Raw genomic sequence first — 23,664 nt, 5'->3', positions numbered from 1 at the left:
TCAGGCGTAGTCGCGGAAAGAGGTTTCGCGATCGGTGACGGACGCCAGCAGGATGTCGCGCAAACCTTGCTCATGCCGATTGAGCTGACGGCCGCCGAACAAGGCTTGAAGCGCAGCGCCAATCTCTTGCGTGTCGCCGCGCGCCGTCAATTCTTCCACCTGGTCGGACAGGCCATTGAGCCTGTCCATTTCCGTCTGCACAGCAAAGGCGTAGTTGGCAAACTGCTCATCGGGCTTGATCATGTTCATGCCCAAGGTGGTCATCTTGGGCAGCGGCACATAGTCTTGCGCACCTCCGGCCACAAGCACCCGGATGGCCATGGATGCGCAGTTGTTGCTGTCACTGGCAAACCGATAGCCGATTTCGGGACCCGCGGCATGGGCGCGCGCACTGGCCTTTGCCAGCTGTTCGCTGGTCACGGGCTCGCACTCCTCGAGTTCTTCGTTCAAGCTTGCAAGGTCCGCGCTCAACCGGATATGTTCGAGCTTGCTGTTGACCTGCGCCAGCAGTGCCGGGTTCTGCCCCCGGGCAAGGTTGCTCCTGGCACGCAAAAGGTTTTCCTCGGTTTCCTTGCCTCGCGGGGCAACGGTTGTCGCTAGTTCGGCCTTGAGCTGCGCAACCTCGACGCCCAGCCTGGCATGGTTTGCTGCACGGTCTGCATCGTCGAACTTGGCAGTCAGGTCGGCAAGCTCCTGGTAGGCCTGTGCGTTTTCCCTCACGTAGCGCGCATCTTTCAGGATGGCGTCCTTGTCCAGGCCAAACCTCACGACTTTGTCCACCCCGTCCACACTGGTTTTTCCCGCCATTGGAAAATTGATCTTCTGCGCCACCACGCCCCACTCACCAGTTTCGGCATCGCGCACCTGTGTGGCCCGCGGGAAATAGCTTGCATCCTTGAGTGCAGCGGAATCGGCCTGGCCCAGAGCCATTGCACGACGCGCCTTTTCGCCGGCATCCAGCTTGGTGCCTGCCGTGCCCATCTCATGCGCCATGTCGCTGGCATACGAGTCCAGGCTGCCGCCGAATTTATCGGTGAAGTTGCTGCCCAGCCTGAAGTCGATCAGCTTGTCCACGGCCCTGGCAAACTTGGCAATTCCCTGCGGATTGTCTGCCTTGTCATACTCGTTGTTCGGCCACCAGCTGACGTGCTCGCCGCCGCCCTCGCCGTCGTCAATGCTGATGGAAGCGTGGCCGCCATGATTCATGTCCTGGTAGGGCCATAAATTGATCGTTACGCGCGCTTCATTCTTCGTCGCGGCGCCAACCCCGTAGTAGAGGGCGGCATTCTTCATGATCTGCCGCAGACTGCTCTCGTTGATCGGCTTGCCTTTGCCAAATATTTCGATGGCCACGCCGGCCGGCATGCTGTCATAGGCCTCGGCCAGTGCACTGGCAAGCAGCGCGACCACCTCCGCGTTGCTGGTGTCCTGGTCTTTGATGAAGCTGCGCACCGCATGCAGGTTCTTGAACAACGGCACGTTGCTGAGAAATTCGAGCACCATGCCCTTGAAGGAGCGGCGCTGCGCAGCCAGCGCGATTTCACCGTCATCGCCTGGCTTCAGCACCACGCGCCCCGCAGTGCCCGCCTGAAAGCTGGCATGCACAAACTGATTGATTTGTATGGCAGTCATCCCACGCCCCCCTGCTGCTGGTTGGCGTCGAGCCTATGGCCTTGGCGCCAGGACGTCAATGCATTGGGCTGCAAATAAAGCGCCCCGTTTGAAGGAACTTTTGCCCCCCGCCGGTCACCCGCGAACGATGGTCAGACGGCGCCGGCAAGCTTCTTGAAGGTCGCCAGCACCGCCGGGCCGTTGAACGGCTTGACGATCCAGCCCTTGATTCCCGCGGCCTTGCCGCGCTCCTTCATCGCGGGCGCATTTTCCGTGGTCAGCATCACGATATTGACGGCGCTGTTGCGCAGCTCGCTGCGCACCTTTTCGGCCATCGTCAGGCCGTCCATATTGGGCATGTTGACGTCGCACACCACCAGCTTCACCGACGGATCGGCGGCCAGCTTGCTCAGGCCGTCCTTGCCATCCACGGCATAGGCCACGCTCAGTCCGCTGCGCTGGAGAAAGCCGCCGACTTCATTGCGAACGGTGCTGGAATCGTCGACCACGAGAATCTGTGCCATGAGAGTTGCCTTGTTCAGAAGAATTCGAGTTCGCCCGTGACTTCCTGCTGCGCATCCGCATGCCATTCGAAGTCCATGGGGGCGCGGTTGTGCATGCACAGGCTGGCGTCGATATGCAGCCGCGCATCGATCGCGACGCGCCAGTGGGTCGCATGGGCATGCGGCAAGGCCGTCATGAACGGCCCGCTGCGGCTGTCGATGATGTGCGGCGTCGACATGCCGGTGTGCGCGAAGAAGCGCCCCATCTCGCGGTTGACCATGCCGCAGCACATGTTGCCGCGCTCCGACATCTGGTCGCGAAACGCATGCGGCCCGGCGTCGCCCCCATCGCTATCGGGGACCAGCAAACGCAGCGCTTCGCCGGCCTGCGGAAAATGCAGCGCCATCACCAGCCGGAAAGTGTGGGAAGCAATCATCAGCACCACCATCTGCGCGCCAGCATCGGGCAGGGACTGCGCGACCTGGGTGACCGCGGCGCGCTCGCCCTCCGGGGTGGAAAACGTGTTCTGGAGACTGTGCACGAACATGCGGTCCAGGCTCTCGCAGGCGCTGGCCGAGATCATGCGCATTCCAACGACAGCGCCGTGGCCTCGGTGCCCTTGCGATGGCTCAGCTCCAGGCCGCGCACCGCGCCCAGGATCATGCGGCCGCCGGCCTGCATGTCCTGGAAGGTGGTGGTGGTGATCAGATCGTTCTCGTAGAGCGTGCGCCGGTAGTCCATGGACAGCGCCTCGGCGCGCGCCGACAGCGAGCGCATCTCGTTGGCGACGATGCCAAAGCCGCGCCCGCTGGCACCCGCGCGCGCCGACTCGATCGAGGCATTGAGCGCCACCATCACCATCTGGCGCACGATCAGCGAGAACTCCTCGTTCTTGGCATGCATGCCGCGGTTGTGCGCCAGCAGCACCGTCATGTCCGCATGCCAGCGCTCGAACGTCATCTCCATGCCGTACAGATCGCGTATCGCGCCGGCAACTTCATGGGAGCTGCCCTGCGACGCATCGAAGGCCTGATGGGCCTGCTGCATCGCCGACTGCAAGGCCTGGGCATGCTGCGCCTCGCGCGCCGAAGAGCGCGCGCGCCACTCCATTGCAGCCGCCTGGCCCGCGGCTCGCAGCCCATCGATCTCGGCCCGCAGCGCATCGCATTCGTCCGTATTCGCGCGCGCCGACTGCAGCGCTTGCAGCTGCTGCGCGCAGCCCCGCAGGCGGATTTTGAGGCGCCAGATCCACAGGGAGAACACCGCGCCCGCACAAGCCATGCCCGCGGCAAAAATTGCAACCAGGCTCATGCCGCGATCCCCGTTTCTTCTGTATGGCTGATTGCCAATGCCGCAGGCAGCCTCACCACGGTCTGGAAGGCGCGCACCGCATCGCCCTCGCGTCCCAGCAGCTGTATGGCGATGCTGCCGCCCAGCGACTGCACCAGGCTGCGCACCGCATCCATGCCCACGCCGCGCCCGGAAATGTCGCTGACCTGCTGGGCCGTCGAGAACCCGGGCAAAAAGATGTACTCTGCGACCTCGGCCGGCGACGCCTGGGCCTCGACGTCTACCAATTGCTTCTCTATCGCCTTGGCACGCAGAGCATCCAGATCCAGGCCGCAGCCATCGTCGCTGGTGATGATGTGCAGGCCGCGCCCATCGTTGACCACCTCAATGTGAATCTGCCCGGCCGCGGGCTTGCCCTTGGCAATGCGTGCCAGCGGCTGCTCCAGGCCATGGTCGAGCGCATTGCGCAGCAGATGCATGAACATGTCCTGCAGCGCCGCGGCCGCGGCGCGGCGTATGCCCACGCCTGCGTCGGCGATGGCAATGCGCGGCTCCTCCTTGTGGAGCTCCAGGGCCAGCGCGGGAATGGCTGCGAGCACGTCCTGGATCATGGCGCCCAGGCGCTGGGCGTCAAGGCGCTCGAGCGCCGAGCGCGTGTGCTGCACGGCGGCGGCAAGCATGTCGCGGCTGTCACTCTCTTTGACCTGCAGGCGGGCGAGCACGGCGTCGAGTTCGGCGCGGTCCAGGCGCAGCAGCGGACCCGACTCCAGGCCGGGCTCCATCGCAGCGCGCCCCAGCTTGTCGGTGTGGATGGACGCATACTCTTGCAGCGCCTGGCCCACCTGCTGCAGATCGCTTTGCAGCGCCTGGGCATTCCAATCCTTGTGGCCGCCGCGCAAGGCCTCGTAGTCCTGCTCCACGCGATGCACGATGTCCGTCAGCTGCTGTAGGCCATAGGTTCTGGCATTGCCCTTGATGGTGTGCATGTTGCGAAACAGCAGATCGACCGCCGACGTGACGGCCGCGCCATCCGCCGCATCGGTGCGCGCCACGGCTTGCGTGTTCTCGGCCAGATAGCGCTGGCTGCTGGCGATGAACAGCCCGAACTTCGCCGGGTCCATGGCAAGAATCTCGCCGATGATCGCCAGTTCGCGCCCCTGCGCGCTGGCGGCCAGCGCCAGCTTGCGCAGCTCGGTCACATCGCGCAGGCACAGCAGCAGGCGCAGCACCGTGCCGTCTTCGGCGCTGATCGGCGCCCAGCTCAGGTCGAGCACCTTGCTGCGGCCGTCAGGGAATGCACGCTGGAGCTCGGTGGGGAACAGATGGCTGTTGAATTCGAAATTCATCGCGTCCTCGCCCAGGCAGGACGACAGCGCGGCCGCCACCTGCGCGCGCGCATCCTCGCCCAGCGGCGTGTCCTTGAACACCAGCTCCATGGCGTTGCGCCCGGCAATCTCGCGCGTCTCCAGAATGCTTTCCAGATATTCCGAGTACTCGGGGTGCACGCTGCCATCGGGCTGCACGGTCAGGATGCCCTGGGGCACATAGCGCAGCATCGCCTGGATGTCGGCCGCCTTCTGTTTGACCAGTTCGGTGCTTTCCTCGATCTTCGCCACCATGGTGTTGAAGGCCTGCATCGAACGCCCGATCTCGTCGTCGCTGGCGACATCCAGGCGGTGCGTGAAATCCTGGCTGGTGGCGATCTGCGTCATCTTCGCCTCCATCTGCGCGATCGGGTGTATCACCTGCTTGTAGAGCAGCAGGCCGATCAGGCCCAGCACCAGCGCGGCCGCGGCGCTGATGGCCATCAGCGCCACCGTGGTGTGCGACAGCTCGGCGTTGAGGGCATTGATCGCCGCGTCCTTGCTGCGGCGCTTTTCCACCTGCACCGCATCGATCATCTGGCCTTGTTCACGCAGATACTGGTCGACAGTCGCACCCATGTTGGCTTCGGCCAGCTCCGTCTGGCCCGCGAGCTTGAACTGCGCGGTATCGTTGATCGATGCGAAGTAGTTCTGCATGCTCTCCTGAGCGGCCTCGATCAGGCCGCGCTGGGCCTGGCTGTCGGCCTGGGCATGCTGGGCCGCGAGGGCCTGCGTCAAGGCTTCCTTCTTCGCATTCAGCTCTTCCAGCGCCAGGCGCACCTGGTTTTCATCGGGCGCGGCAATCATCGCCAGCGCGGCGATCTGCACGTCCTTGAGTTGCGTCATCAGTTCGACCGACGCAATGGCGCTGGGCACCACGCCCTCGGTCACCTGCCTGACCTGTTCGGAGTTGCTGCGCGCCTGGATGACCGCGAAACCGCCGATGACGGCCAACGCGGCAAACACGAGCGTCACCAGCATGACGATGCGCTGCTTGATGTTCATTGCACATCCAATCTCTGAGAATTGATTCGCCGAAATGTTGCAAATTGCAACTTTATCGGTTGAATTATTTCAAGTAGAGATTGCGACTTGATGACATTGCAGAGAGATCTTCCCGGCCAAGGCCTGCGCTGGCGATGGCGGGAATGCCGCAGGGCGGCAGCCAGGGCGACGTGTGCCGCCCTGGAAGGAAAATCAGATCGGCACGCCGACCAGATCGTGGCCTTGCGTGCCCACGATGCGCGCGCGCGTGAACTCGCCGGTCTTCATGGTCTTGCTGATCTTCTCGGGCGGCAGCAGGTGCACCACGCCGTCGATCTCGGGCGCGTCGGCATAGCTGCGGCCCACGCCGCCCTTGCGGCCCAGGCCGGGGGCGGAATCGACCAGCACCTGCATGGTCGAGCCAATGCGCCGGCGCAGTCGGTTGGCCGAGACTTCCTCGGCGACTTCCATGAAGCGCGCGCGGCGGGCTTCACGCACTTCGAGCGGCAGCATGCCGGGAATGTCGTTGGCGGTCGCGCCTTCGACCGGGCTGTAGGCAAAACAACCCGCACGGTCGATTTCCGCGGCGCGGATGAAGTCAAGCAGATGCTCGAACTCTTCTTCGGTCTCACCGGGGAAACCGGCGATGAAGGTCGAGCGGATGATCAGGTCGGGGCACATTTCGCGCCAGCGCTGGATGCGCTCGAGGTTCTTCTCGCCGCTGGCCGGACGCTTCATGCGCTTGAGCACATCGGGGTGGCTGTGCTGCAGCGGCACGTCGAGGTAAGGCAGAACGCGGCCCGAAGCCATCAACGGAATGATCTCGTCCACGCTGGGGTATGGGTAGACATAGTGCAGTCGCACCCAGGCGCCATGCGGCTCGGCGAGCTCGCCCAGCGCCTGAACCAGCTCCAGCATGCGGGTCTTGACGGGCTTGCCGTCCCAGAAACCCGTGCGGTATTTCACATCGACGCCATAGGCCGAAGTGTCCTGGCTGATGACCAGCAGTTCCTTGACGCCGCCCTCGAACAGCGCCTTGGCTTCCTTGAGCACATCGCCGATGGGACGCGACACCAGGTCGCCGCGCATCGACGGGATGATGCAGAACGTGCAGCGGTGGTTGCAGCCTTCGCTGATCTTCAGATAGGCGTAGTGCTTGGGCGTGAGCTTGAGCCCGGCTTCGCCGAACGCGCCGGGGATCAGATCGAGGAACGGATCGTGCGGCTTGGGCAGGTGGGTGTGGACCGCGTCCATCACCTCCTGGGTCGCGTGCGGGCCGGTCACGGCCAGCACGCTGGGGTGGATCTGGCGCACCATGTTGCTGCCGTCGGACGCGGACTTCGCTCCCAGGCAGCCGGTGACGATGACCTTGCCGTTTTCCGCCAGCGCCTCGGCGATGGTGTCCAGGCTTTCCTTCACGGCGTCATCGATGAAGCCGCAGGTGTTGACGATCACCAGATCCGCGCCATCGAAGGTCTTGGACGTGGCATAGCCTTCGGCGCTGAGCTGCGTGAGTATCAGTTCGGAGTCGGTCAGCGCCTTGGGGCAGCCTAGGCTGACGAAGCCGATCTTCGGAATGTGGGCGCTGGCAGACGTCGCGACTGCGTCAAAAGTATCTGATCTCATTTGTTTTTCGCAGGGCGACCTGGCGGATGGGTGGGGCGAGTATTGTATGCGAGACCGGGAATTTCCCTTATACGCTCACCCCACAATGCGTGCTTCGCCGGGCCGGCGACGGCGCGCCAGCGCCGCGCGGCACGCGCCTTACTTGACCAGGTACTGCCACATGCGCAGCATGAAGCCCGCGCGCTCCACATCCGCCTGCGCAACCAGCGGCGCTTCGCCAATCGGCTTGCCGTTCGACTCGGCGACCACCTTGCCGATCACCGCGCCCTTGGTCACCGGCGCCTCCAGGTCGGGCTTCACCTGCACCGAGGTCTGCAGCTTCTGGCCGCGCGGCACGGTCAGCGTCCAGGGTGCGCCCAGGCCGGCGGCAACCGTGTCGGCCTTGCCGAAGCGTATCTTGGCATCCGTGACCACAGCGCCCGGCTGGATCGGGCTGGCCTTCTCGAAGCGGCTGAATCCCCAGCCCAGCAGCTTGCGGCTCTCGTCGGCCCGCGCCTTGGCGCTGTGCGTGTTGAGGATGACCGTGATCAGGCGCATGTCGTTGCGCTTGGACGAGGTGACCAGGCAGTAGCCGGCTTCCTGGGTGTGGCCGGTCTTCAGTCCGTCCACCGTGGAGTCCGTGTAGAGCAAGGCATTGCGGTTGCCCTGCTTGATGTTGTTGTACTTGAACTCGCGTTCGGCGTAGAGCGAATAGTAGTTGGAGCTGTCGCGGATGATGGCCCGCGCGAGGATGGCCAGGTCGCGCGCCGACGACTTGTGCGCCGGATCGGGCAAGCCCGTGGCGTTGACGAAATTGGTGTGCGTCATGCCCAGGCGCTTGGCCTCGGCGTTCATCAGCTTGGCGAAGCCCTCTTCCGAGCCGGCCATGTGTTCGGCGATCGCCTTGGACGCGTCATTGCCCGACTGGATGACGATGCCGCGCAGGATGTCGATCACCGTGGCCTGGCCGTTGAGCGGCAGATACATGCACGACTCGGTGCTCGAACCCCGGCACCAGGCGTTCTCGCTGACCGAGACCAGATCGCCTTCCTTGAGCTTGCCCGAGCGCAGCGCCTGTTCGACCAGGAAGCTGGTCATCATCTTGGTGAGCGACGCGGGCGGCAGCGGCTCATCGGGATTGGCCGACGCCAGCACTTCGCCCGAGTCGGCGTCCATCAGCAGCCAGGCCTTGGCCGGAATGGCCGGCACGCCGCCTTCGACCACGGATTGCCCGGCCAACGGCGCCGGGGCTTCGACTGCAGGCTTTTTCTGCGCAGCAGGTTTGGCTGCGGTCGCCGCGCCGGGCAGCAGCGCGCCCGCGGCGAGCGCGAATACGAGAGGCAGGAAGGCAAATTTTCTGGATTGCATGGAATTCCCCGTCGTGATTGCCTCATTGTGGCGGACTCAATGCGGCTTTTTGGGCATACATGCCAGAGATTTTGTCAGCAAGCGTATTGAAGGCACGCGCGCGGCGCGGCATTGCCGACTTCGCCGGCCTGCCTGCCATGCCGGTCGCCATAGCGGCGCGCAGGGCTTTGCGGCCGGCCAGGCGTGGGGCGCAGCAGCGCCCCACGTGTTCAGCGCCGAACCTGGGCCACGGCCGCGGCCAGGCGCTGCACGGCCTGCTCGATCTGCGCCACGTCGGGCGCGGCAAACGACAGGCGCATGGCGTGCACCGGCGCATTCTCGGGATAGAACGCCTTGCCGGGAACATAGAGCACCTGGCGCGCGACCGCGGCGTCGAACAGCGCCTGCGGGTCTATGGACTGCGCAAACGTCGCCCAGACGAACATCCCGCCCGCAGGCGCAGCGCAATGCACCAGGCCGTCGAGCTGGCCCTCGATGCCCTGCACCAGCGCCTGCATGCGCCGCTGGTACTCGGCGCGCGCGCGCTGCACGCAGGCCGGATAGCGCCCGCTTTGCAAGTACGCGGCCGCGACCATCTGCGCCAGCGGCGAGGTGCACAGATCGACCGTTTGCTTGGCGATGGTGCAGCGGCGCAGCAGCTCGGCATCGGCCAGCATCCAGCCCACGCGCAAGGCCGGGGCGACCGTCTTGGAAAGACTGGAAAGGTAGATCACCGGATTGACGGCAGCGCCCAGCCGCTCGCCCAGCGTGCGCAGCGCCGTGGGCATGGGCGGCGTGCTGCCGTCCGCGGCGTCAAAGCACAGCTCGCCATACGGGTCGTCCTCGACCACCCAGAAGCCATGGGTGCTGGCCAGCTCCACCAGGGCCTGGCGCCGCTGGGCGCTCAGCAAGGTGCCGCGAGGATTGGAGAAGTTCGGCACGGTATAGAGCAGCTTGGGGCGCTGCGCTGCGGGCAGGTCGCGCAGCAGCTCGGCCAGGACCTCGGTCTGCAGGCCATGCTCGTCCATGGGCACGGGAACGATGCGCGCCTGCGCCAGGCGCAAGGCCTGCAGCGTCGCGGGATAGGCCGGCACTTCGACCAGCACGGTATCGCCCGGCTCGATCAGCACCCGCACCAGCAGATCGAACGCCTGCTGCGAGCCCGTGGTCACGAGCAGCTGCTCGGCGCCGGCCTGCATGCCGCGTGCGCGCGTCTGCGCGGCCAGCGCTTCGCGCAGCAGCGGCAGGCCTTCGGTCGCGCAATACTGCAGCGCCTGCGCGCCGCCGGCCATGGCCTGGGTCGCGGCCAGCGCCAGCCCCTCGGCATCGAACAGGCTGGGCGATGGATAGCCGCCCGCCAGCGAGATCATTCCCGGCTGGCTGAGGTAAGGAAACAGCTCCCGGATGGGCGAGCCCGCGGGCTGGGCGAACATCGCGGCAAACGCCGGCATGCCGGCCTGTGCATGCGGCGCGCTCATGCGGCCGCCGCCGCGCTGCGCAGCTGCGCGCGCAGCTGATCGATGGAGCGCTGCTGCGCGGCCTCGTACAGCGCGATTTCATCATGCACCTGCGCGCCCAGCGCGGCCTCGAAGGCCTGCTGCGCGGCATTCGCCTGGTACTGCTTTTGCTCTTCGCCGCCCAGGTTGGACTGGAAGATGCCGGCCGCGCTCACGGGCAGGAAATCTTCGTAGGTGATCGGATCGGCCTGCACCCAGCCCTTGGCCAGCAGCGGCTCCAGACTGACTTCGGCATCCGCCGCTCGCGCTTGCACGTGGCCGATGGCCGTCAGGCTATAGCGATAGAACGCCAGGCCCTGGGCCTGCAGCGCGCCATGGTCGTCGGGAAAAGCGCGAAATGCCTGCTCCAGCCGCTGCGTGTAATCGGGCGCGGCGCTGCCTGCGTTGCTCATGTCGCGCACTTCGGTCAGCAGTGCGTCATAGAGCGCTCTGCCCTTGCGCGTGAGCGCGACACCGCGCTGCTCGATCTCGCCGAAGCGCGCGGTATGCGCGCCTTCATCGTCGGTGAAGCGCACCGTCTCCTGCAGCGCCTTGAAGCTGGTCTGGCGCAGCAAAATGGGGCAGTCGCGCCGCGGCGGGCCTTCGACCACGTCCTTGGCATCCATGCCGCGCGCGGGCATCGCGGCCTGGGCGGCGTCGATGTCCAGCGTGCGCGGCGTGAGGTGATTGATGTGCGGTCCGCGAAAGCAGACCACGTCCGCGACCAGGCGGTGCGACGCCTGCAGCGCGCGGTAGGTCTGCGCGTCGACCGTGGCCGTGTTGTGCCAACGGAAGGTCTCCAGCGCCTCGCGCACGAAATCGTCGGCGTGCGCTGCAGACAGGCCGCCCTCGGCTTCGCACTGGGAGATCAACTCGAGTGCGCGCGGCGTGAAGATGTTGCGGCGCGCGAGGATGTCGGCGGCCTTCTGGCGCAGCGCGGCGTCGGTGATCAGCTCCAGGCGCAGCAGCGAAGTGAACACGCGGAAAGGATTGCGCAGCAGCGCGGCATCGCTGACCGGACGGAAAGCCGTCGAATGTACGGGGACGCCGGCCACGGACAGGTCGTAATAGCCCACGGGCTCCATGCCCATGACCGCGAACAGACGCCGCAACGTTGCCAGTTCGGCCGCCGTGCCCACGCGGATCGCGCCATGGCGCTCCACATCCAGGCGATCGAGCTCATCCGCGCGCGCCAGCTGCGCATGCAGCGCGGGCTCGGCGTTCAAGGTGCGGGTGTTGATGTCGGCCACCAGGTCCACCAGCGTCCCGTACTGCGGCACTTCCTGGCGGTACATGGCCGACATGGCGTGCGAGAAACGTGCGCGGATCTCGTCTGCGGCGACGAAGGACGAATTGCTGTTCATATTGCTCATGATGTAACCAAAGATCGGCGGGGGCCGATGTCGGATGAAGCGCCCCCGCCATTGCCCATTCAATCCACCGTGGCGCCGGAAGCTTTCACGATGTCGCCCCACTTCACGCGATCGCGCTTGAGGACTTCGGCGAACTCCGCACGCGTCGTCGGGCTGGGCTCGGCACCGGCTTCGCGCATCTTGGCCTGCACCACGGGCAGCTGCAAAACACGCACCAGGTCCTCGTTGATCTTCTTGGTCACCGCATCGGGCGTCTTGCTGGGCGCCAGCAGACCGAACCACGGGCCCGCGTCGTACTCGGGCAGCGCGGCGGCCGCGGCAATCGTGGGAACGTCAGGCAGCGCGGGCGAGCGCGCCGCGGTGGTCACGGCCAGCGCCTTGAGCTTGCCAGAGCGAATGAACGACAGCGACGAAGGCAGGTTGTCGAACATCACGTCGACGCTGCCGCCCAGCAGGTCGGCAATCGCGGCGCTGCTGCCCTTGTAGGGAATGTGGCTCATCTCGATCTTGGTCATGCGCTGGAACAGCTCGCCGACCAGATGGGTCGATGTGCCCGCGCCCGCCGAAGCCATGTTCACGCTTTTGGGATGGGCCTTGGCGTAGGCGACCAGGTCGGCCAGCGTCTGAATGCGCGCGCGCTCGGCGAACACCGGCGAGATCACCAGCACGTTGGGCACGCGGGCGATCAGCGACACCGGCGAGAAGTCGGTATCGGCGTTGTAGGCGATCTTCTTGTACAGCGCCGGATTGATCGAGAACTCGCCGACCGAGCCGACCAGCAGCGTGTAGCCGTCCGCGGGCGAATTCGCCGCGCCGCTGGTGCCGACCATGCCCGCGGCACCGGGGCGGTTGTCGACCACGACGGGCTGCTTCCACAGCAGCGACAGCTGGTCGCCGACCACGCGCGTCACCATGTCGGTCGTGCCTCCGGCCAGATACGGAACGATGATGCGCACCGGCTTTTCAGGGAAAGGCGCGGCGCTGGCGGCGGCGCAGACCAGGGAGCCGGCGACCACGCTGGCTTGGACGATAGAACGGACGAGACGCTTCATTGATGTTTTCCTTATGGTGTGGAGTCGGCTTGCTCCGGGCCGACATCACGCGCTCACGCTGAACGGGTGATGGCCGGCATCATTACTCATCAAGCCAAGTCTCCAAAGCGAATTATTTACCTACAATGACAACCAAAAGTCATCAAGTAGGCAAGCATGAGACAACGCATTCCCAGCCTGAGCAGCCTGCGCGCATTCGAGGCCGCGGCCTCGCATCTCAATCTGCGGCGCGCGGCGAAAGACCTGTTCATCACCGAAAGCGCGGTGTCGCGGCAAATCATCGCGCTGGAGAAGTTCCTGGGCGTGGAATTGTTCCGCCGCGCCAACAAGCGCGTGACGCTGACCGCGGCCGGCGCCGCCTACAGCCGCCAGGTGCGCGAGGTGCTCGCGCAGCTCGAACGCAACACGCTCGACGTGATGGCGCACGAAGGCTCGGGCGGAATCGTCGAGCTGGCCTGCGTGCCCACGCTGGCCGTCGAGTGGCTGATTCCGCGCCTGCCCGACTTCTATGCCAGGCACCCGCAAGTGGTCGTCAACATCAGCGCCAAGACCGATTTCTTTTTCTTCGACGGCGCGCCCTACGACGCTTCCATCCACTACGGCACCGATGTCTACCCCGGAGCGCGCACCGATCTGCTGTTCGGCGAGGAGTCCATCGTTGTCTGCCGCCCTGACTTTTTCGCGGGAAGAACGCAGGTTTCGGCGCAGGAAGTGGCGATGGCGCCGCGGCTGCACCTCGCTTCGCGCGCGCTCGACTGGAAACATTGGATAGAGTCTGCCGGCGTGGACCTGGCCAACCCCATGAGCGGCGCGCGCTTCGAGCACCACACCATGGTCATCAGCGCGGTACGCGCGGGGCTGGGCCTGGGCCTGGTGCCGCGCTTTCTGGTCGAGCAGTATTTGATCAAGGGCGAACTGCTTTCTCCGGTCAGGCACTTCCTGCGCTCGTCCAACGCCTATTACTTCGTGACGCCCGACTCGCGTCCAACCAGCGACGCGGTGGCCGGGCTGCGCGAGTGGCTGCTGGCGGCGGCGCACGATTTCGCCTGCAGCTAGAGCCTGAGGCCCACGGGCAGGTCACCATATTGAGAATCATTCTCATGATGAGATATGATTCCAGCGCCCATGACGCCCTCCTCTCCCTTGCACAACGCCCTTCTTGGCGCGTTCTCCCAGCACTATGCCGAACTGGTGCGCTACATCGCGCGCCGTACGGGCAATGCAGATGAGGCGCGCGCGCTCGCGCATGACACCTGGCTGCGCATTGCCGAGCGCGCTCCCGGGAAGGACGCGGCGCTGGCCGATCCGCGCGCCTATCTGTTCACCATCTCGCACAACCTGGTCATGAACCATCTGCGCCGCGGCCACTGGATGCAGACGCATCTGGCCGAATGCGCGCAGATCGACGCCGTGTCGCCAGCCCAGGCGCCCGACGTGGCCGACTCCGCAATGTACCGCCAGGCCGTGGAAGCCGTCGAACGGGCGCTGGCCGGTCTGCCGGCGCGCGCGCGCGAGGTCTACCTGGCCCATGGCCTGGAGGATGAAAAGCAAATCGACATTGCCCGGCGCCTGGGCGTCTCCATCGACACCGTCAAGCGCGACATCACCCAGGCCACGCGCGGCATCGAAGACGCGCTGCACCACTGGCGCCAGTCGCCTGCGGGCGCGAAAAAAACCGCCGGCGCGGCGCAGACGCGCAGCCGGCGCAAATCGCTCACGGCGCTGCTGGGCGTTTTCACCGTGGGCCTGGGCAGCACGGCGATCTGGCAGTTGCTGCAGCGCGAAGCCTTGCGCTACCAGACCACGCTGGCGACGCTGCGCGGGCGCATGCTGCAGCGCAGCCTGCCCGACGGCTCGGAGCTGACGCTCGATGCGCTCAGCCGCATCGACATCGATTTCTCGGCCGACGTGCGCGCGCTGCGGCTGCATGCGGGCGCGGCGTTCTTCGCGGTGCAAAGGGACGCGGACCGGCCTTTTGTCGTGCACGCGCTGGGCACCAAGGTGACCGTGCTCGGAACGCGCTTTGGCGTGGAAATCGACGGCGGCGACAACATCGCGGTGCAGGTCGAGTCCGGCCTGGTGCAGGTAGTGGCCCACGGACAGACCACCGAGCTGAGCGCAGGCCAAAGCCTGCGCGTGAAACCCGACACCGTCATTGCGACGCAAGTCACCAGCCCCGCTTCCTGGCGCAAGGGCGAGCTCGATTTCGACGCCGTGCGGCTGGACCAGGCGCTGGCGCGCGTCGCGCGCTATTCGCCCGCGCCGCTGCGCGCCACGCCCGCCGTCGCCCACCTGCCGATCAGCGGCACGGTGCGCATCGTGGATGCGCGCGGCTGGATCGCTTCGCTGCCGAACGTGCTGCCGGTGCGCGTCATCCGGCACCCCGACGGCAGCATGGAAATCGATCGCCGCTAGCCCGCGCCGCGCGACCTGCCAAAAAAGTCTGCCCTGTTTTTGCGTTCTGTGGGTCTTACAGGTTGAGAGCCTTCAACAACCCAACCAGGTCCCATCCATGCAGAAGAAATTCCCCGCACGCCGCACCCGTCTGGCCTGCGCCGTCGCCGCCCTTGGTTTCGCGCTGAGCCTGCAGTCCGCCATGGCGCAGGACAGGCGCTTCGACATTCCGGCCCAGCCGCTGGCCAGCGCGCTCAAGGCGCTGGCCGACCAGTCCGGCCTGCAGCTCGCGTTCTCGCCCGAACAGGTGCAGGGCAAGCAGGCGCCGCGCATCCAGGGCGTGCGCGATGCGCGCAGCGCACTCGGCGAAATGCTACAGGGCAGCGGCCTGCAGGGCCGGCTCGAAGGCAATACGCTGACCATTCAGCGCCTGCCCGTCGACGCCGCGGGGCAGACCATGGCCGCGGTCACCGTGGTCGCCCAGGCCGTGCCATCGGCGACCACCGAGGGCACGCGTTCGTACACCACGCGCGCCACATCGGCCGCGACCGGCCTGGCGCTGTCGCTGAAAGACACACCGCAGTCGGTCAGCATCGTGACCCAGCAGCGCATCGAAGACCAGCGGCTGCAGAACCTGACCGAGCTGCTGGCCAACACCACCGGCATTTCGGCCAGCATCAACGATGGCAACCGCATGACCTACTACGCGCGCGGCTTCCCGATAACCAACTTCATGTACGACGGCATCCCCACCGCGGGCACGTCGAACTGGTATGCGGGCGAGGCCGAACTCGACGCCGCGCTCTATGACCGCGTCGAGGTCTTGCGCGGCGCGACCGGGCTGCTGACCGGCGCCGGCAATCCCGCCGCGTCGATCAATCTGGTGCGCAAGCGCGCCGACAGCAAGGAGCTCGCGGGCGAACTGTCGCTGGGCCTGGGCTCATGGAGCAACTACCGGGGCTCGGTCGATCTCTCCACGCCCATCACCGCCGACGGCCGCATTCGCGGCCGCGTCGTCGCCGCCTACCAGGACTCGGACTCCTATGTGAATCTGAGCAGCGTGAAAAAGAAGGTCTTCTACGGCGTGATCGATGCCGATCTGACGTCCTCGACCAGGCTGAGCGTGGGCGCCGACTACCAGGACAACGACCCCAAGGGCACGCCCTGGGGCGGCTTCCCGCTGTGGTACGCCGATGGCACGCGCACCCACTGGGACCGTTCGGCAACGCCTGCGGCCGACTGGGCCTACTGGGCCACGCAGACCAGGACCGCGTTTGCCAACCTCGAACACCGCTTCGACAACGACTGGAAAGCCAACCTGGGCCTGACCCACAGCAAGCAGGCGCTCGATACCAAACTGATCTTCCTGATAGGCTGGCCCGATGTCAGCACCGGCGCCGGAATGCGCGCCATCGGCAGCATCTACAACGGCTACCGCGCGCAGGACAGCATCAATGCCCAGCTGGGCGGCCCGATCGAGCTGCTGGGCCGCAAGCATGAGCTGACCTTCGGCCTGCTGAGCAGCGCGCAGAAGTACCGCTACGACTACCAGCAGGCGCAGGACCTCGCACCCGTGGTGTTTGGCAACGGCTGGGACGGCAGCTACCCCGAGCCTGGCTGGAGCCCCACCCGCACGCTTGACCAGGGCAAGGTCACGCAGCGCGGCTACTATGGCGCGGCCCGTTTTTCGCTGAGCGACGCAGCGAACCTGATCGTCGGCGGACGCTACAGCACCTGGCGCGACAGCAACGTGGACTACCTGCGCGAAGACCACAAGTTCATTCCCTATGCGGGCCTGACCTATGACCTGGGCCCGCACACCACGGCCTATGCCAGCTACACCAGCATCTTCAATCCGCAGGATGCACGCGACCGCACGGGCCGCTACCTCGACCCCATCGTCGGCAAGAACTTCGAGCTGGGGATCAAGAACAGCCTGCAGGGCGGCAAGCTCAACACCTCGCTGGCGCTGTTTCGCATCCAGCAGGAGAATCTGGCCCAGGCCGATGGCGACCACATGATCCCTGGCGGGCTAGACCAGGCCTACTATGGTGCCAAGGGCGTGAGGAGCACCGGTTTCGACATCGACGTGTCGGGTGAAGTCCAGCCCGGCTGGAATGTGTCCGGCGGCTTCACGCACTACACCGCCAAAGATGCTTCGGATGCGGCGGTCAACACCAACCAGCCGCGCACCTTGCTGCGGGTGTTCACGACCTATCGCCTGAACGGCAGCTTGAGCGGTCTGACGCTGGGCGGCGGCGTCAACTGGCAAAGCAGCAACTACACCATCGCCAGCGGTCCGAAAGGCAGCGAGCGCGTGCAGCAGGATGCGTATGCGCTTTTCAGCCTGATGGCGCGCTACCAACTCAATTCACGCACTTCGTTACAAGTCAATGTCAACAACCTCTTCGACCGCACGTATTACAGCCAGATCGGCTACTACAGCCATGGTGCCTGGGGTGCGCCGCGCAGCGTCATGGCCACGTTGAACCACAAATTCTGAGCGCCGACAGGCCTTTGCGCGCCTAATGGGGCCGCCGGCGCGCACCGCCAAAGCGCGCGCCGGCCCCGGGAAAACGTGAGGCAAAGGGCCTTCCCCGGGGCCTTGGAGGCATTTACAGTGCACTGGCGCAACAATTCGAGGCAAAAAAGCGCTTGCGCTACTTGGAAAGCAGAAAATTTCCCAGTAGCATCTGTTGAACCGATAAGAAGCGCATGCTTGGCATTGGTCCAGAATTATCACCAACTAGGAAAAGCAACATGGCAACTGCAAAGAAGGCACCGGCCGCAGCTTCTGCGACACCCGCTAAGAAACGCACCCCCAACGCCGCCTTCATGAAACCCCTGACCCCCAGCCCGGCCCTGGCCGCGGTCGTGGGTTCGGCTCCGCTGCCACGCACGGAAGTCATCAGCAAGCTGTGGGTCTACATCAAGGCCAACAAGCTGCAAGATGAAGCCAACAAGCGCATGATCAACGCCGACGCTAAGCTCAAGGAAGTGTTCGGCAAGCCCCAAGTTTCGATGTTCGAAATGGCAGGCTTGATCGGCAAGCACGTGAAGTAATTCCGTCTCGCCTCAAGAAGCCGGCAGCTAGCCGGCTTTTTTTCGTCTGCAGGCAGGGAAATTTGCAAAAGCGTTGCAAAAAACAAACTACGCAATGCGAATTAATCCCATTTCTATTTATGATTCGCTCCGGCCGACAGAGTAGCGCAGGCGCTGCTCTCCGGTTCAAAAATCAAGCGGCTCTTGCTGAGAGTCCACCATCATTTCCGGAGCATTATCTTGAAGAAAACAGCGCCCATGACGGCAGCCGAACTCGGCCCCGTCGCCTTCCCCGCGTCCTCCTCCGACAAAGCACTGCTGCCGCTGGGCGCGCTGATGCTTGCCGCCTCGGTGGGCAGCTGGGCCCAGGCGCCCGCAGCGCCCGAAGCCACCATGGGCACGGTGACCGTGCGCGAAGCCGCTGAAGTGCAGAGCAAGGACACGCTGCTCATCAAGCAGACCACGGTCGGCAAGGGCAAGCAGGACATCAAGGACATTCCCCAGTCGGTCACGGTGTTCACGGAACGCCTGATGAACGACCGCAACCAGGACGACTTCCGCGAAGTGCTGCGCACCACCGCCGGCGTCACGTTCCAGGCTGGTGAAACCGGCGAGGAAGATGTGCGCCTGCGCGGCTTCTCGCTGGGCCAGGCCGGCGACATCTATGTCGACGGCATGAAGGACGCGCCGCTGTACGAGCGCGACACCTTCAACAACGACCGCGTCGAAGTGCTCAAGGGCTCGGCCTCCATGCTGTTCGGCAAGGGCTCCACGGGCGGCGTGGTCAATCAGGTCAACAAGGCACCGCTGCTGATCGACCAGCACGAAATTTCGTACACCCTGGGCACGGGCAAATTCAACCGCGCGCAAGGCGACTTCAACTTCAAGACCGGTGAGAACGCGGCGCTGCGCGTCAACGCCATGATCCACGACGCCGACAACTACGGCGCCAAGCAGGAAAAGCGCGGCATCGCGCCTACGTTTGCCTGGGGCATCGGCACGCGCGACGAATTCTCCGTGGGCCTGTACTACCTCGACATCAAGGGCCGCCCGAACTACAACTCGCCCTGGATCACCAGCAACGGCAAGATCATCCCCACGCTGCCTGCCAAGAACTACTACGGCCTCAACAGCGACCACCTCAACACCTCGTCGCAATACCTGACGCTGGGTCATATCCACCGCTTCGACGACGGCGGCGAGCTGCAGACCCGCCTGCGCCACGGCAAGTACGAGCGCGACCTGCTGGCCAGCGTGATCCGCTTCGGCTCCTCCATCACGTCGCTGGACCAGATCCAGTCAAGCACGCCGATCACGCGCACCTCCAAGGGCCGCATCGGCGAGAGCACGATGACGCAGATCCAGAGCGACTACACCAACGAGTTCAACTGGGGCGGCAACAAGCACAAGATCATCGCGGGCCTGGATTACTACCATGACGATGCGGACCGCAACTCGAACTACGCCAACAGCAACGGCAATTCGAGCGCCGCGACGAACTACCTGATGACCTCGGTGGGCACGCCCAACAACGGCGCATCGGCAGCCGACCTGCGCGCTCCCGTGCCATTCAACACGTTCAAGGCCCAGAACATCGGCCTGTACTTCCAGGACACGATGTCGCTGACCGAGACCGTCAAGCTGGTCGGCGGCCTGCGCTATGACCAGTTCAAGGCCAGCTACCGCAATGCCACGGGTGCGCTGACCGACTCGACGTCGGAAGGCCTGTGGAGCCCGCGCATCGGTGCGATCTTCCAGCCCGATGAGCTGACCTCGTACTACGTGTCGTTCGGCACCTCGTACAACACGTCGGGCGATACCTATCAATTCAGCAACGTCAGCGCAACCACCGAGTCGCTGGCCAACACCCCGCCCGAAAAGAGCCGCAATTTGGAAATCGGCGGCAAGTGGGAGCTGTTCGAACGCCGCGCGCTGCTGGGCGTCGCCGCCTTCTACAGCGAGAAGTTCAACGAGCGCAACACCGATCCGGACAACCCGGGCTATCTGCTGTCGGGCAAGCGCCATGCAGCAGGCATGGAATTCAACCTGGCCGGCCACATCACGCCGAAGTGGGACATCTTCTACAACCACACCTGGATTCCCGAAGCCGAGATCGATCGCAGCACGGTCGTGGTCCCAGCCAACGGCGGCGGTGCCCAGGCCCGTGGCGACCGTCCCGGCCTGACGCCCAAGCACAGCGGCAGCGTCTGGTCGACCTATGCCGTGACTCCCAAGCTGCGCCTGGGTGCAGGCCTGACCTACCGCGGCAAGCAAAGCCCCGAAGGTTCGCGCGCCCTGGAGGCCAGCGGCTTTGCCACCATCGATGCCATGGCTGAGTACACTTTCGACCAGAAGACATCGCTCAAACTGAACGTCACCAATCTGAGCGACAAGCTGTACGCCGATTCGCTGTACCGCGGCTTCTACACGGCAGGCGCAGCGCGCACCGTGCAGCTGACCGTCAAGACCCGCTTCTGATCCTGCCATTGCCCGCCATGTTCCTGCACCTGAAACAGGTTTTCACTCCGGACGAAGTCCACAGCGCGCGCCAGCTCCTCGGAGACGACGCGCCCTGGGTGGATGGCAGGACCAGCGCGGGCGGCCAGGCCCAGTCGTTCAAGCACAATCTGCAACTGGCGCAGGGCAGCGATGTCTCGCACCAGCTCCAGGCCAAGGTGCGCGCCGCGCTGGCCAGGGATCCGCTGTTCTTTTCAGCGGCCCTGCCCAAGCGCGTCTTCAACCCCCTTTTCAACCGCTACAGCGGTGACTCCAATTTCTACGGCGCCCATATCGACGGCGCCGTGCTGCATTCGCACAACCCGGCGCAGTGGGTGCGCAGCGACATTTCCTGCACGCTGTTTCTCAGCGCGCCCGAGGAATACGACGGCGGCGAACTGCTGATCCAGGAAGCGCTGGGCGAGCGGCGCATCAAGCTGCCCGCGGGCGATCTGATCCTCTACCCCAGCAGCACCGTACACCAGGTCGCGCCCGTCACGCGCGGCGCGCGCATCGCGAGCTTCTTCTGGATCGAGAGCATGGTGCGCAGCACCGAGCAGCGCCAGATGCTGTTCGACATGGACATGGCGCTGCTCAAGCTGCGCGCCGAAGTCGGCGAAAAGCACCCGAGCATGGTGCAGCTGACCGGCACCTACCACAACCTGCTGCGCCTGTGGGCCGACGTCTGAGCCGCAGATCCCGGTCCGCCCGCTTGCGCGCTGTGGCATAAATACCTCTTCGATCTCGCCCAGCCGTCGCATGACCTCCTCCCTTCCCGCCCTGCAAAGCGTCGCCCCCGATATCGTCTGCCTTGCCGACCATGAGCGGCGCGCCGCCGAAGTGCTCGATGCCAATGCCTGGGCGTATTTCAGCGGCGGGGCGGCAGACGAACGCTGCCTGCAGGCCAACCGCTCGGCCTGGGATGATTTGCCGCTGTGGCCGCGCGTGCTGCGCCCGCTGGCCCAGGGCCATACCCGCGTTCAGTTGCTCGGCCGGGTATACGCCCATCCGCTGCTGGTCGCGCCCATGGCCTTCCAGCGCCTGGCCCATGCCGACGGCGAGCTCGCCAGCGCCTATGCGGCGGCCGCGCTGGGCGCAGGCTTCACGCTCAGCACCCAGGCCAGCCTGCCGCTGGAGCTGCCGGCCCAGGCGGTGCTCGGCACCGCGGGACGCGGACCCTTGTGGTTCCAGCTCTACCTCCAGCATGACCGCGGCTTCACGCGCGAACTGGTGCAGCGCGTCGAGCGCGCGGGCTACGAAGCGCTGGTCCTGACCGTGGATGCGCCGGTGTCCGGTGTGCGCGACCGCGAGCGTCGCGCGGGCTTCCATCTGCCCGCGGGCATTTCCGCGGTCAATCTGCAGGGCCTGGCGCCGGTGGGCGCGCCGGGCGCCGCTGCGCCGGGCGCCGCGGCGCCGGGCGACGGCGCGCTGTGCGCCGGCATGCTGCGCCATGCGCCCACCTGGGAAGACCTTGCCTGGCTGCAGGCCCAGACCCGCCTGCCGGTGCTGCTCAAAGGCATTCTTCATCCCCAGGATGGGCTGCAGGCGGCGCGCCTGCAGGCGGCGGGCATCATTGTCTCCAACCACGGCGGTCGTACGCTCGACAGCGCCCCGGCAACGGCGCGCGCCTTGCCGCGCATCGTGCAGGCGCTGCAGGCCGGGCCCGGCAACGCGGCGCAGCTGCCGGTGATCGTCGACGGCGGAATTCGCCGCGGCACCGATGTGCTCAAGGCCATGGCCCTGGGCGCGAGCGCGGTGATGGTGGGCCGGCCCATTGTCTGGGGCCTGGCCAACGCAGGCGCCGCGGGTGTGGCGCATGTGCTACGCCTGCTGCGCGATGAACTGGAAATCGCCATGGCGCTGACCGGCTGCGCCACTCTGGCCGATGCGACGCCCGCACTGCTGCAGGATTGATGAGTGCGCGTTGACGGAAAGCCCTTCATAATTGCCGGCTGAATTACGAATTACGAATGCGATGAGTTCTCATTTATAATTCTTTTCATCCCTTCAATAGCCAGCCACAACTGCCTGCTGCCATGATCGTCTGTGTTTGCCGCCGGGTTTCTGACCGCGAAATCGCACGCCACGCGCATGCGGGTATGAGTTTTGACGAAATCCAGTTTGAACTTGGTGTAGCCACCCAATGCGGACGCTGTGAAAACTGCGCCCGCGACGTGGTTGCGCAGTGCAGTGCTTCGGGAGCGGTTGCCCATATTCAGAACGCAACCCAGCCGATCCAGCTTGCCAACAATATCTTGGAAAGCAACGCATGGCCCTCTTCCCCGTTCTGCTCGGCAGCCTGATCCTCGTCATTGGATGCACCTGGTGGATTTTCCGCCGATGAACCTGGCTTTTTCCGCCCCTGGGTCCAGGTGTAGTGCGCGCTGACCCACCTTTCGTATATGTCCCAGTCTGATCGATTTTCCTCTTCCGGGGGGATGAGCCGCAATGCCGTCATTGCCGGCTCCGTAGTCCTGTTGCACGTGGCCGGTATCTGGGCACTGCAAAGCGGCCTGATGCGCAAAGCCGTGGAACTGGTGGTTCCCGCCGAAGTGCTGGCCGAGTTCATTGCACCGCCTGCACCCGAAGTCGCGCCGCCGCCCCCACCACCGCCGCCGCCCAAGCCACAACCCAAGCCCGTGGTGCGCAAGGCGCCCATGCCCAAGGCGATCACCGACCCGACGCCGCGCCCCAACGCGCCGGTGGGCGTGGTCGAACCCGATCCCGCGCCCGTGACCGAAGCCCCGCCGGCGCCGCCCGCGCCTCCGGCTCCGCCCACGCCGCCAGCACCGCCGGCGCCGCCCGCACCGCCGGTGATCCAGCTGCCGTCGAGCAATGCCGCCTACCTCAACAACCCCAAGCCCAGCTATCCATCGATCAGCCGGCGCATGGGCGAACAGGGCAAGGTCGTGCTGCGTGTGTTCATCGATGTCGAAGGCAAGCCGCAGACCATAGAGATCCGCCAGTCCAGCGGCTTTGACCGCCTGGACCAGCAGGCCATCGAATCGGTCAAGCGCTGGCGCTTCGTGCCCGGCAAGCGCAATGGTGTTCCCGAAGCCATGTGGAACATCGTGCCCATCAATTTTGTTCTCGAATAATTTTCAGG

Annotated in this window: 19 protein-coding genes; 9 read left to right on the top strand and 10 right to left on the bottom strand. The window is 65.3% G+C overall.

Going from position 1 to position 23,664, the window contains the following annotated elements; all coding sequences use genetic code 11:
• From ACSVDO_RS08520 to ACSVDO_RS08475, 10 genes are all read right to left on the bottom strand, one after another.
• A complete protein-coding gene (locus ACSVDO_RS08520) occupies positions 1–1,632 on the bottom strand; it encodes a hypothetical protein (protein WP_489595872.1) in 1,632 nt (543 codons plus the stop codon).
• 131 nt (positions 1,633–1,763) lie between these two features.
• Positions 1,764–2,135, bottom strand: coding sequence for a response regulator (locus tag ACSVDO_RS08515; protein ID WP_332537846.1), 372 nt, complete (start codon positions 2,133–2,135; stop codon positions 1,764–1,766).
• Between the two features lie 14 nt (positions 2,136–2,149).
• On the bottom strand, positions 2,150–2,698 hold the full coding sequence (locus ACSVDO_RS08510; RefSeq protein WP_489595871.1) for a hypothetical protein: 549 nt from the start codon (positions 2,696–2,698) through the stop codon (positions 2,150–2,152).
• Positions 2,695–3,426, bottom strand: a complete 732-nt coding sequence (locus ACSVDO_RS08505; RefSeq protein WP_489595869.1) for a methyl-accepting chemotaxis protein — start codon at positions 3,424–3,426, stop codon at positions 2,695–2,697. The genes ACSVDO_RS08510 and ACSVDO_RS08505 overlap by 4 nt, the downstream gene beginning before the upstream one ends.
• Positions 3,423–5,774, bottom strand: a complete 2,352-nt coding sequence (locus tag ACSVDO_RS08500) for an ATP-binding protein (RefSeq protein ID WP_489595868.1) — start codon at positions 5,772–5,774, stop codon at positions 3,423–3,425. Before ACSVDO_RS08500 ends, ACSVDO_RS08505 begins: the two co-directional genes overlap by 4 nt.
• 192 nt (positions 5,775–5,966) lie before the next feature.
• Entirely contained in the window at positions 5,967–7,379 is a 1,413-nt protein-coding gene (gene rimO, locus ACSVDO_RS08495) for a 30S ribosomal protein S12 methylthiotransferase RimO (protein WP_332548066.1), read from the bottom strand.
• A gap of 138 nt (positions 7,380–7,517) precedes the next feature.
• On the bottom strand, positions 7,518–8,726 hold the full coding sequence (locus ACSVDO_RS08490) for a D-alanyl-D-alanine carboxypeptidase family protein (RefSeq protein ID WP_332537851.1): 1,209 nt from the start codon (positions 8,724–8,726) through the stop codon (positions 7,518–7,520).
• A 209-nt stretch (positions 8,727–8,935) separates the two neighbouring features.
• Positions 8,936–10,183, bottom strand: a complete 1,248-nt coding sequence (locus ACSVDO_RS08485; protein ID WP_489595865.1) for an aminotransferase-like domain-containing protein — start codon at positions 10,181–10,183, stop codon at positions 8,936–8,938.
• Positions 10,180–11,574, bottom strand: a complete 1,395-nt coding sequence (gene hglS, locus ACSVDO_RS08480) for a 2-oxoadipate dioxygenase/decarboxylase HglS (protein ID WP_489595863.1) — start codon at positions 11,572–11,574, stop codon at positions 10,180–10,182. The genes ACSVDO_RS08485 and hglS overlap by 4 nt, the downstream gene beginning before the upstream one ends.
• 59 nt (positions 11,575–11,633) lie before the next feature.
• The gene (locus tag ACSVDO_RS08475) at positions 11,634–12,626 is read right to left on the bottom strand and encodes a Bug family tripartite tricarboxylate transporter substrate binding protein (RefSeq protein WP_332548067.1); all 993 of its coding nucleotides are present in this window, start codon (positions 12,624–12,626) and stop codon (positions 11,634–11,636) included.
• A 156-nt stretch (positions 12,627–12,782) separates the two neighbouring features.
• On the opposite strand from ACSVDO_RS08475, the gene ACSVDO_RS08470 reads away from it, so the two are divergent.
• The 9 genes from ACSVDO_RS08470 to ACSVDO_RS08430 all read left to right on the top strand — a co-directional run bounded on the left by ACSVDO_RS08470 (position 12,783) and on the right by ACSVDO_RS08430 (position 23,656).
• Positions 12,783–13,682 carry a LysR substrate-binding domain-containing protein gene (locus ACSVDO_RS08470; protein ID WP_332537855.1) on the top strand — a complete coding sequence of 300 codons (900 nt, stop codon included), beginning with the start codon at positions 12,783–12,785 and terminating at the stop codon, positions 13,680–13,682.
• Positions 13,683–13,751: 69 nt separating this feature from the next.
• Positions 13,752–15,041 carry a sigma-70 family RNA polymerase sigma factor gene (locus ACSVDO_RS08465; protein WP_489595860.1) on the top strand — a complete coding sequence of 430 codons (1,290 nt, stop codon included), beginning with the start codon at positions 13,752–13,754 and terminating at the stop codon, positions 15,039–15,041.
• Positions 15,042–15,138: 97 nt separating this feature from the next.
• Complete coding sequence (gene fhuE / locus ACSVDO_RS08460) at positions 15,139–17,523, top strand: ferric-rhodotorulic acid/ferric-coprogen receptor FhuE (RefSeq protein WP_489595858.1); 2,385 nt, start codon at positions 15,139–15,141, stop codon at positions 17,521–17,523.
• 257 nt (positions 17,524–17,780) lie between these two features.
• Complete coding sequence (locus ACSVDO_RS08455) at positions 17,781–18,083, top strand: SWIB/MDM2 domain-containing protein (RefSeq protein WP_159918033.1); 303 nt, start codon at positions 17,781–17,783, stop codon at positions 18,081–18,083.
• 237 nt (positions 18,084–18,320) lie between these two features.
• The gene (locus ACSVDO_RS08450) at positions 18,321–20,540 is read left to right on the top strand and encodes a TonB-dependent receptor (protein WP_489595857.1); all 2,220 of its coding nucleotides are present in this window, start codon (positions 18,321–18,323) and stop codon (positions 20,538–20,540) included.
• Positions 20,541–20,557: 17 nt separating this feature from the next.
• Positions 20,558–21,247, top strand: coding sequence for a Fe2+-dependent dioxygenase (locus tag ACSVDO_RS08445; RefSeq protein WP_332537858.1), 690 nt, complete (start codon positions 20,558–20,560; stop codon positions 21,245–21,247).
• 70 nt (positions 21,248–21,317) lie between these two features.
• Positions 21,318–22,472: an alpha-hydroxy acid oxidase gene (locus ACSVDO_RS08440; RefSeq protein ID WP_489595855.1), complete on the top strand. Its 1,155-nt coding sequence runs from the start codon at positions 21,318–21,320 to the stop codon at positions 22,470–22,472.
• A 122-nt stretch (positions 22,473–22,594) separates the two neighbouring features.
• The gene (locus ACSVDO_RS08435; RefSeq protein ID WP_213301175.1) at positions 22,595–22,861 is read left to right on the top strand and encodes a (2Fe-2S)-binding protein; all 267 of its coding nucleotides are present in this window, start codon (positions 22,595–22,597) and stop codon (positions 22,859–22,861) included.
• Positions 22,862–22,960: 99 nt separating this feature from the next.
• Complete coding sequence (locus tag ACSVDO_RS08430; protein WP_332537860.1) at positions 22,961–23,656, top strand: energy transducer TonB; 696 nt, start codon at positions 22,961–22,963, stop codon at positions 23,654–23,656.
• Positions 23,657–23,664 lie beyond the last annotated feature (8 nt).

The sequence above is a fragment of the Comamonas sp. DB36 genome, from assembly GCF_057914905.1.
The sequence above is the reverse complement of the archived record's forward strand: the minus strand, read 5'-3'. Positions and strand labels throughout refer to the sequence as shown.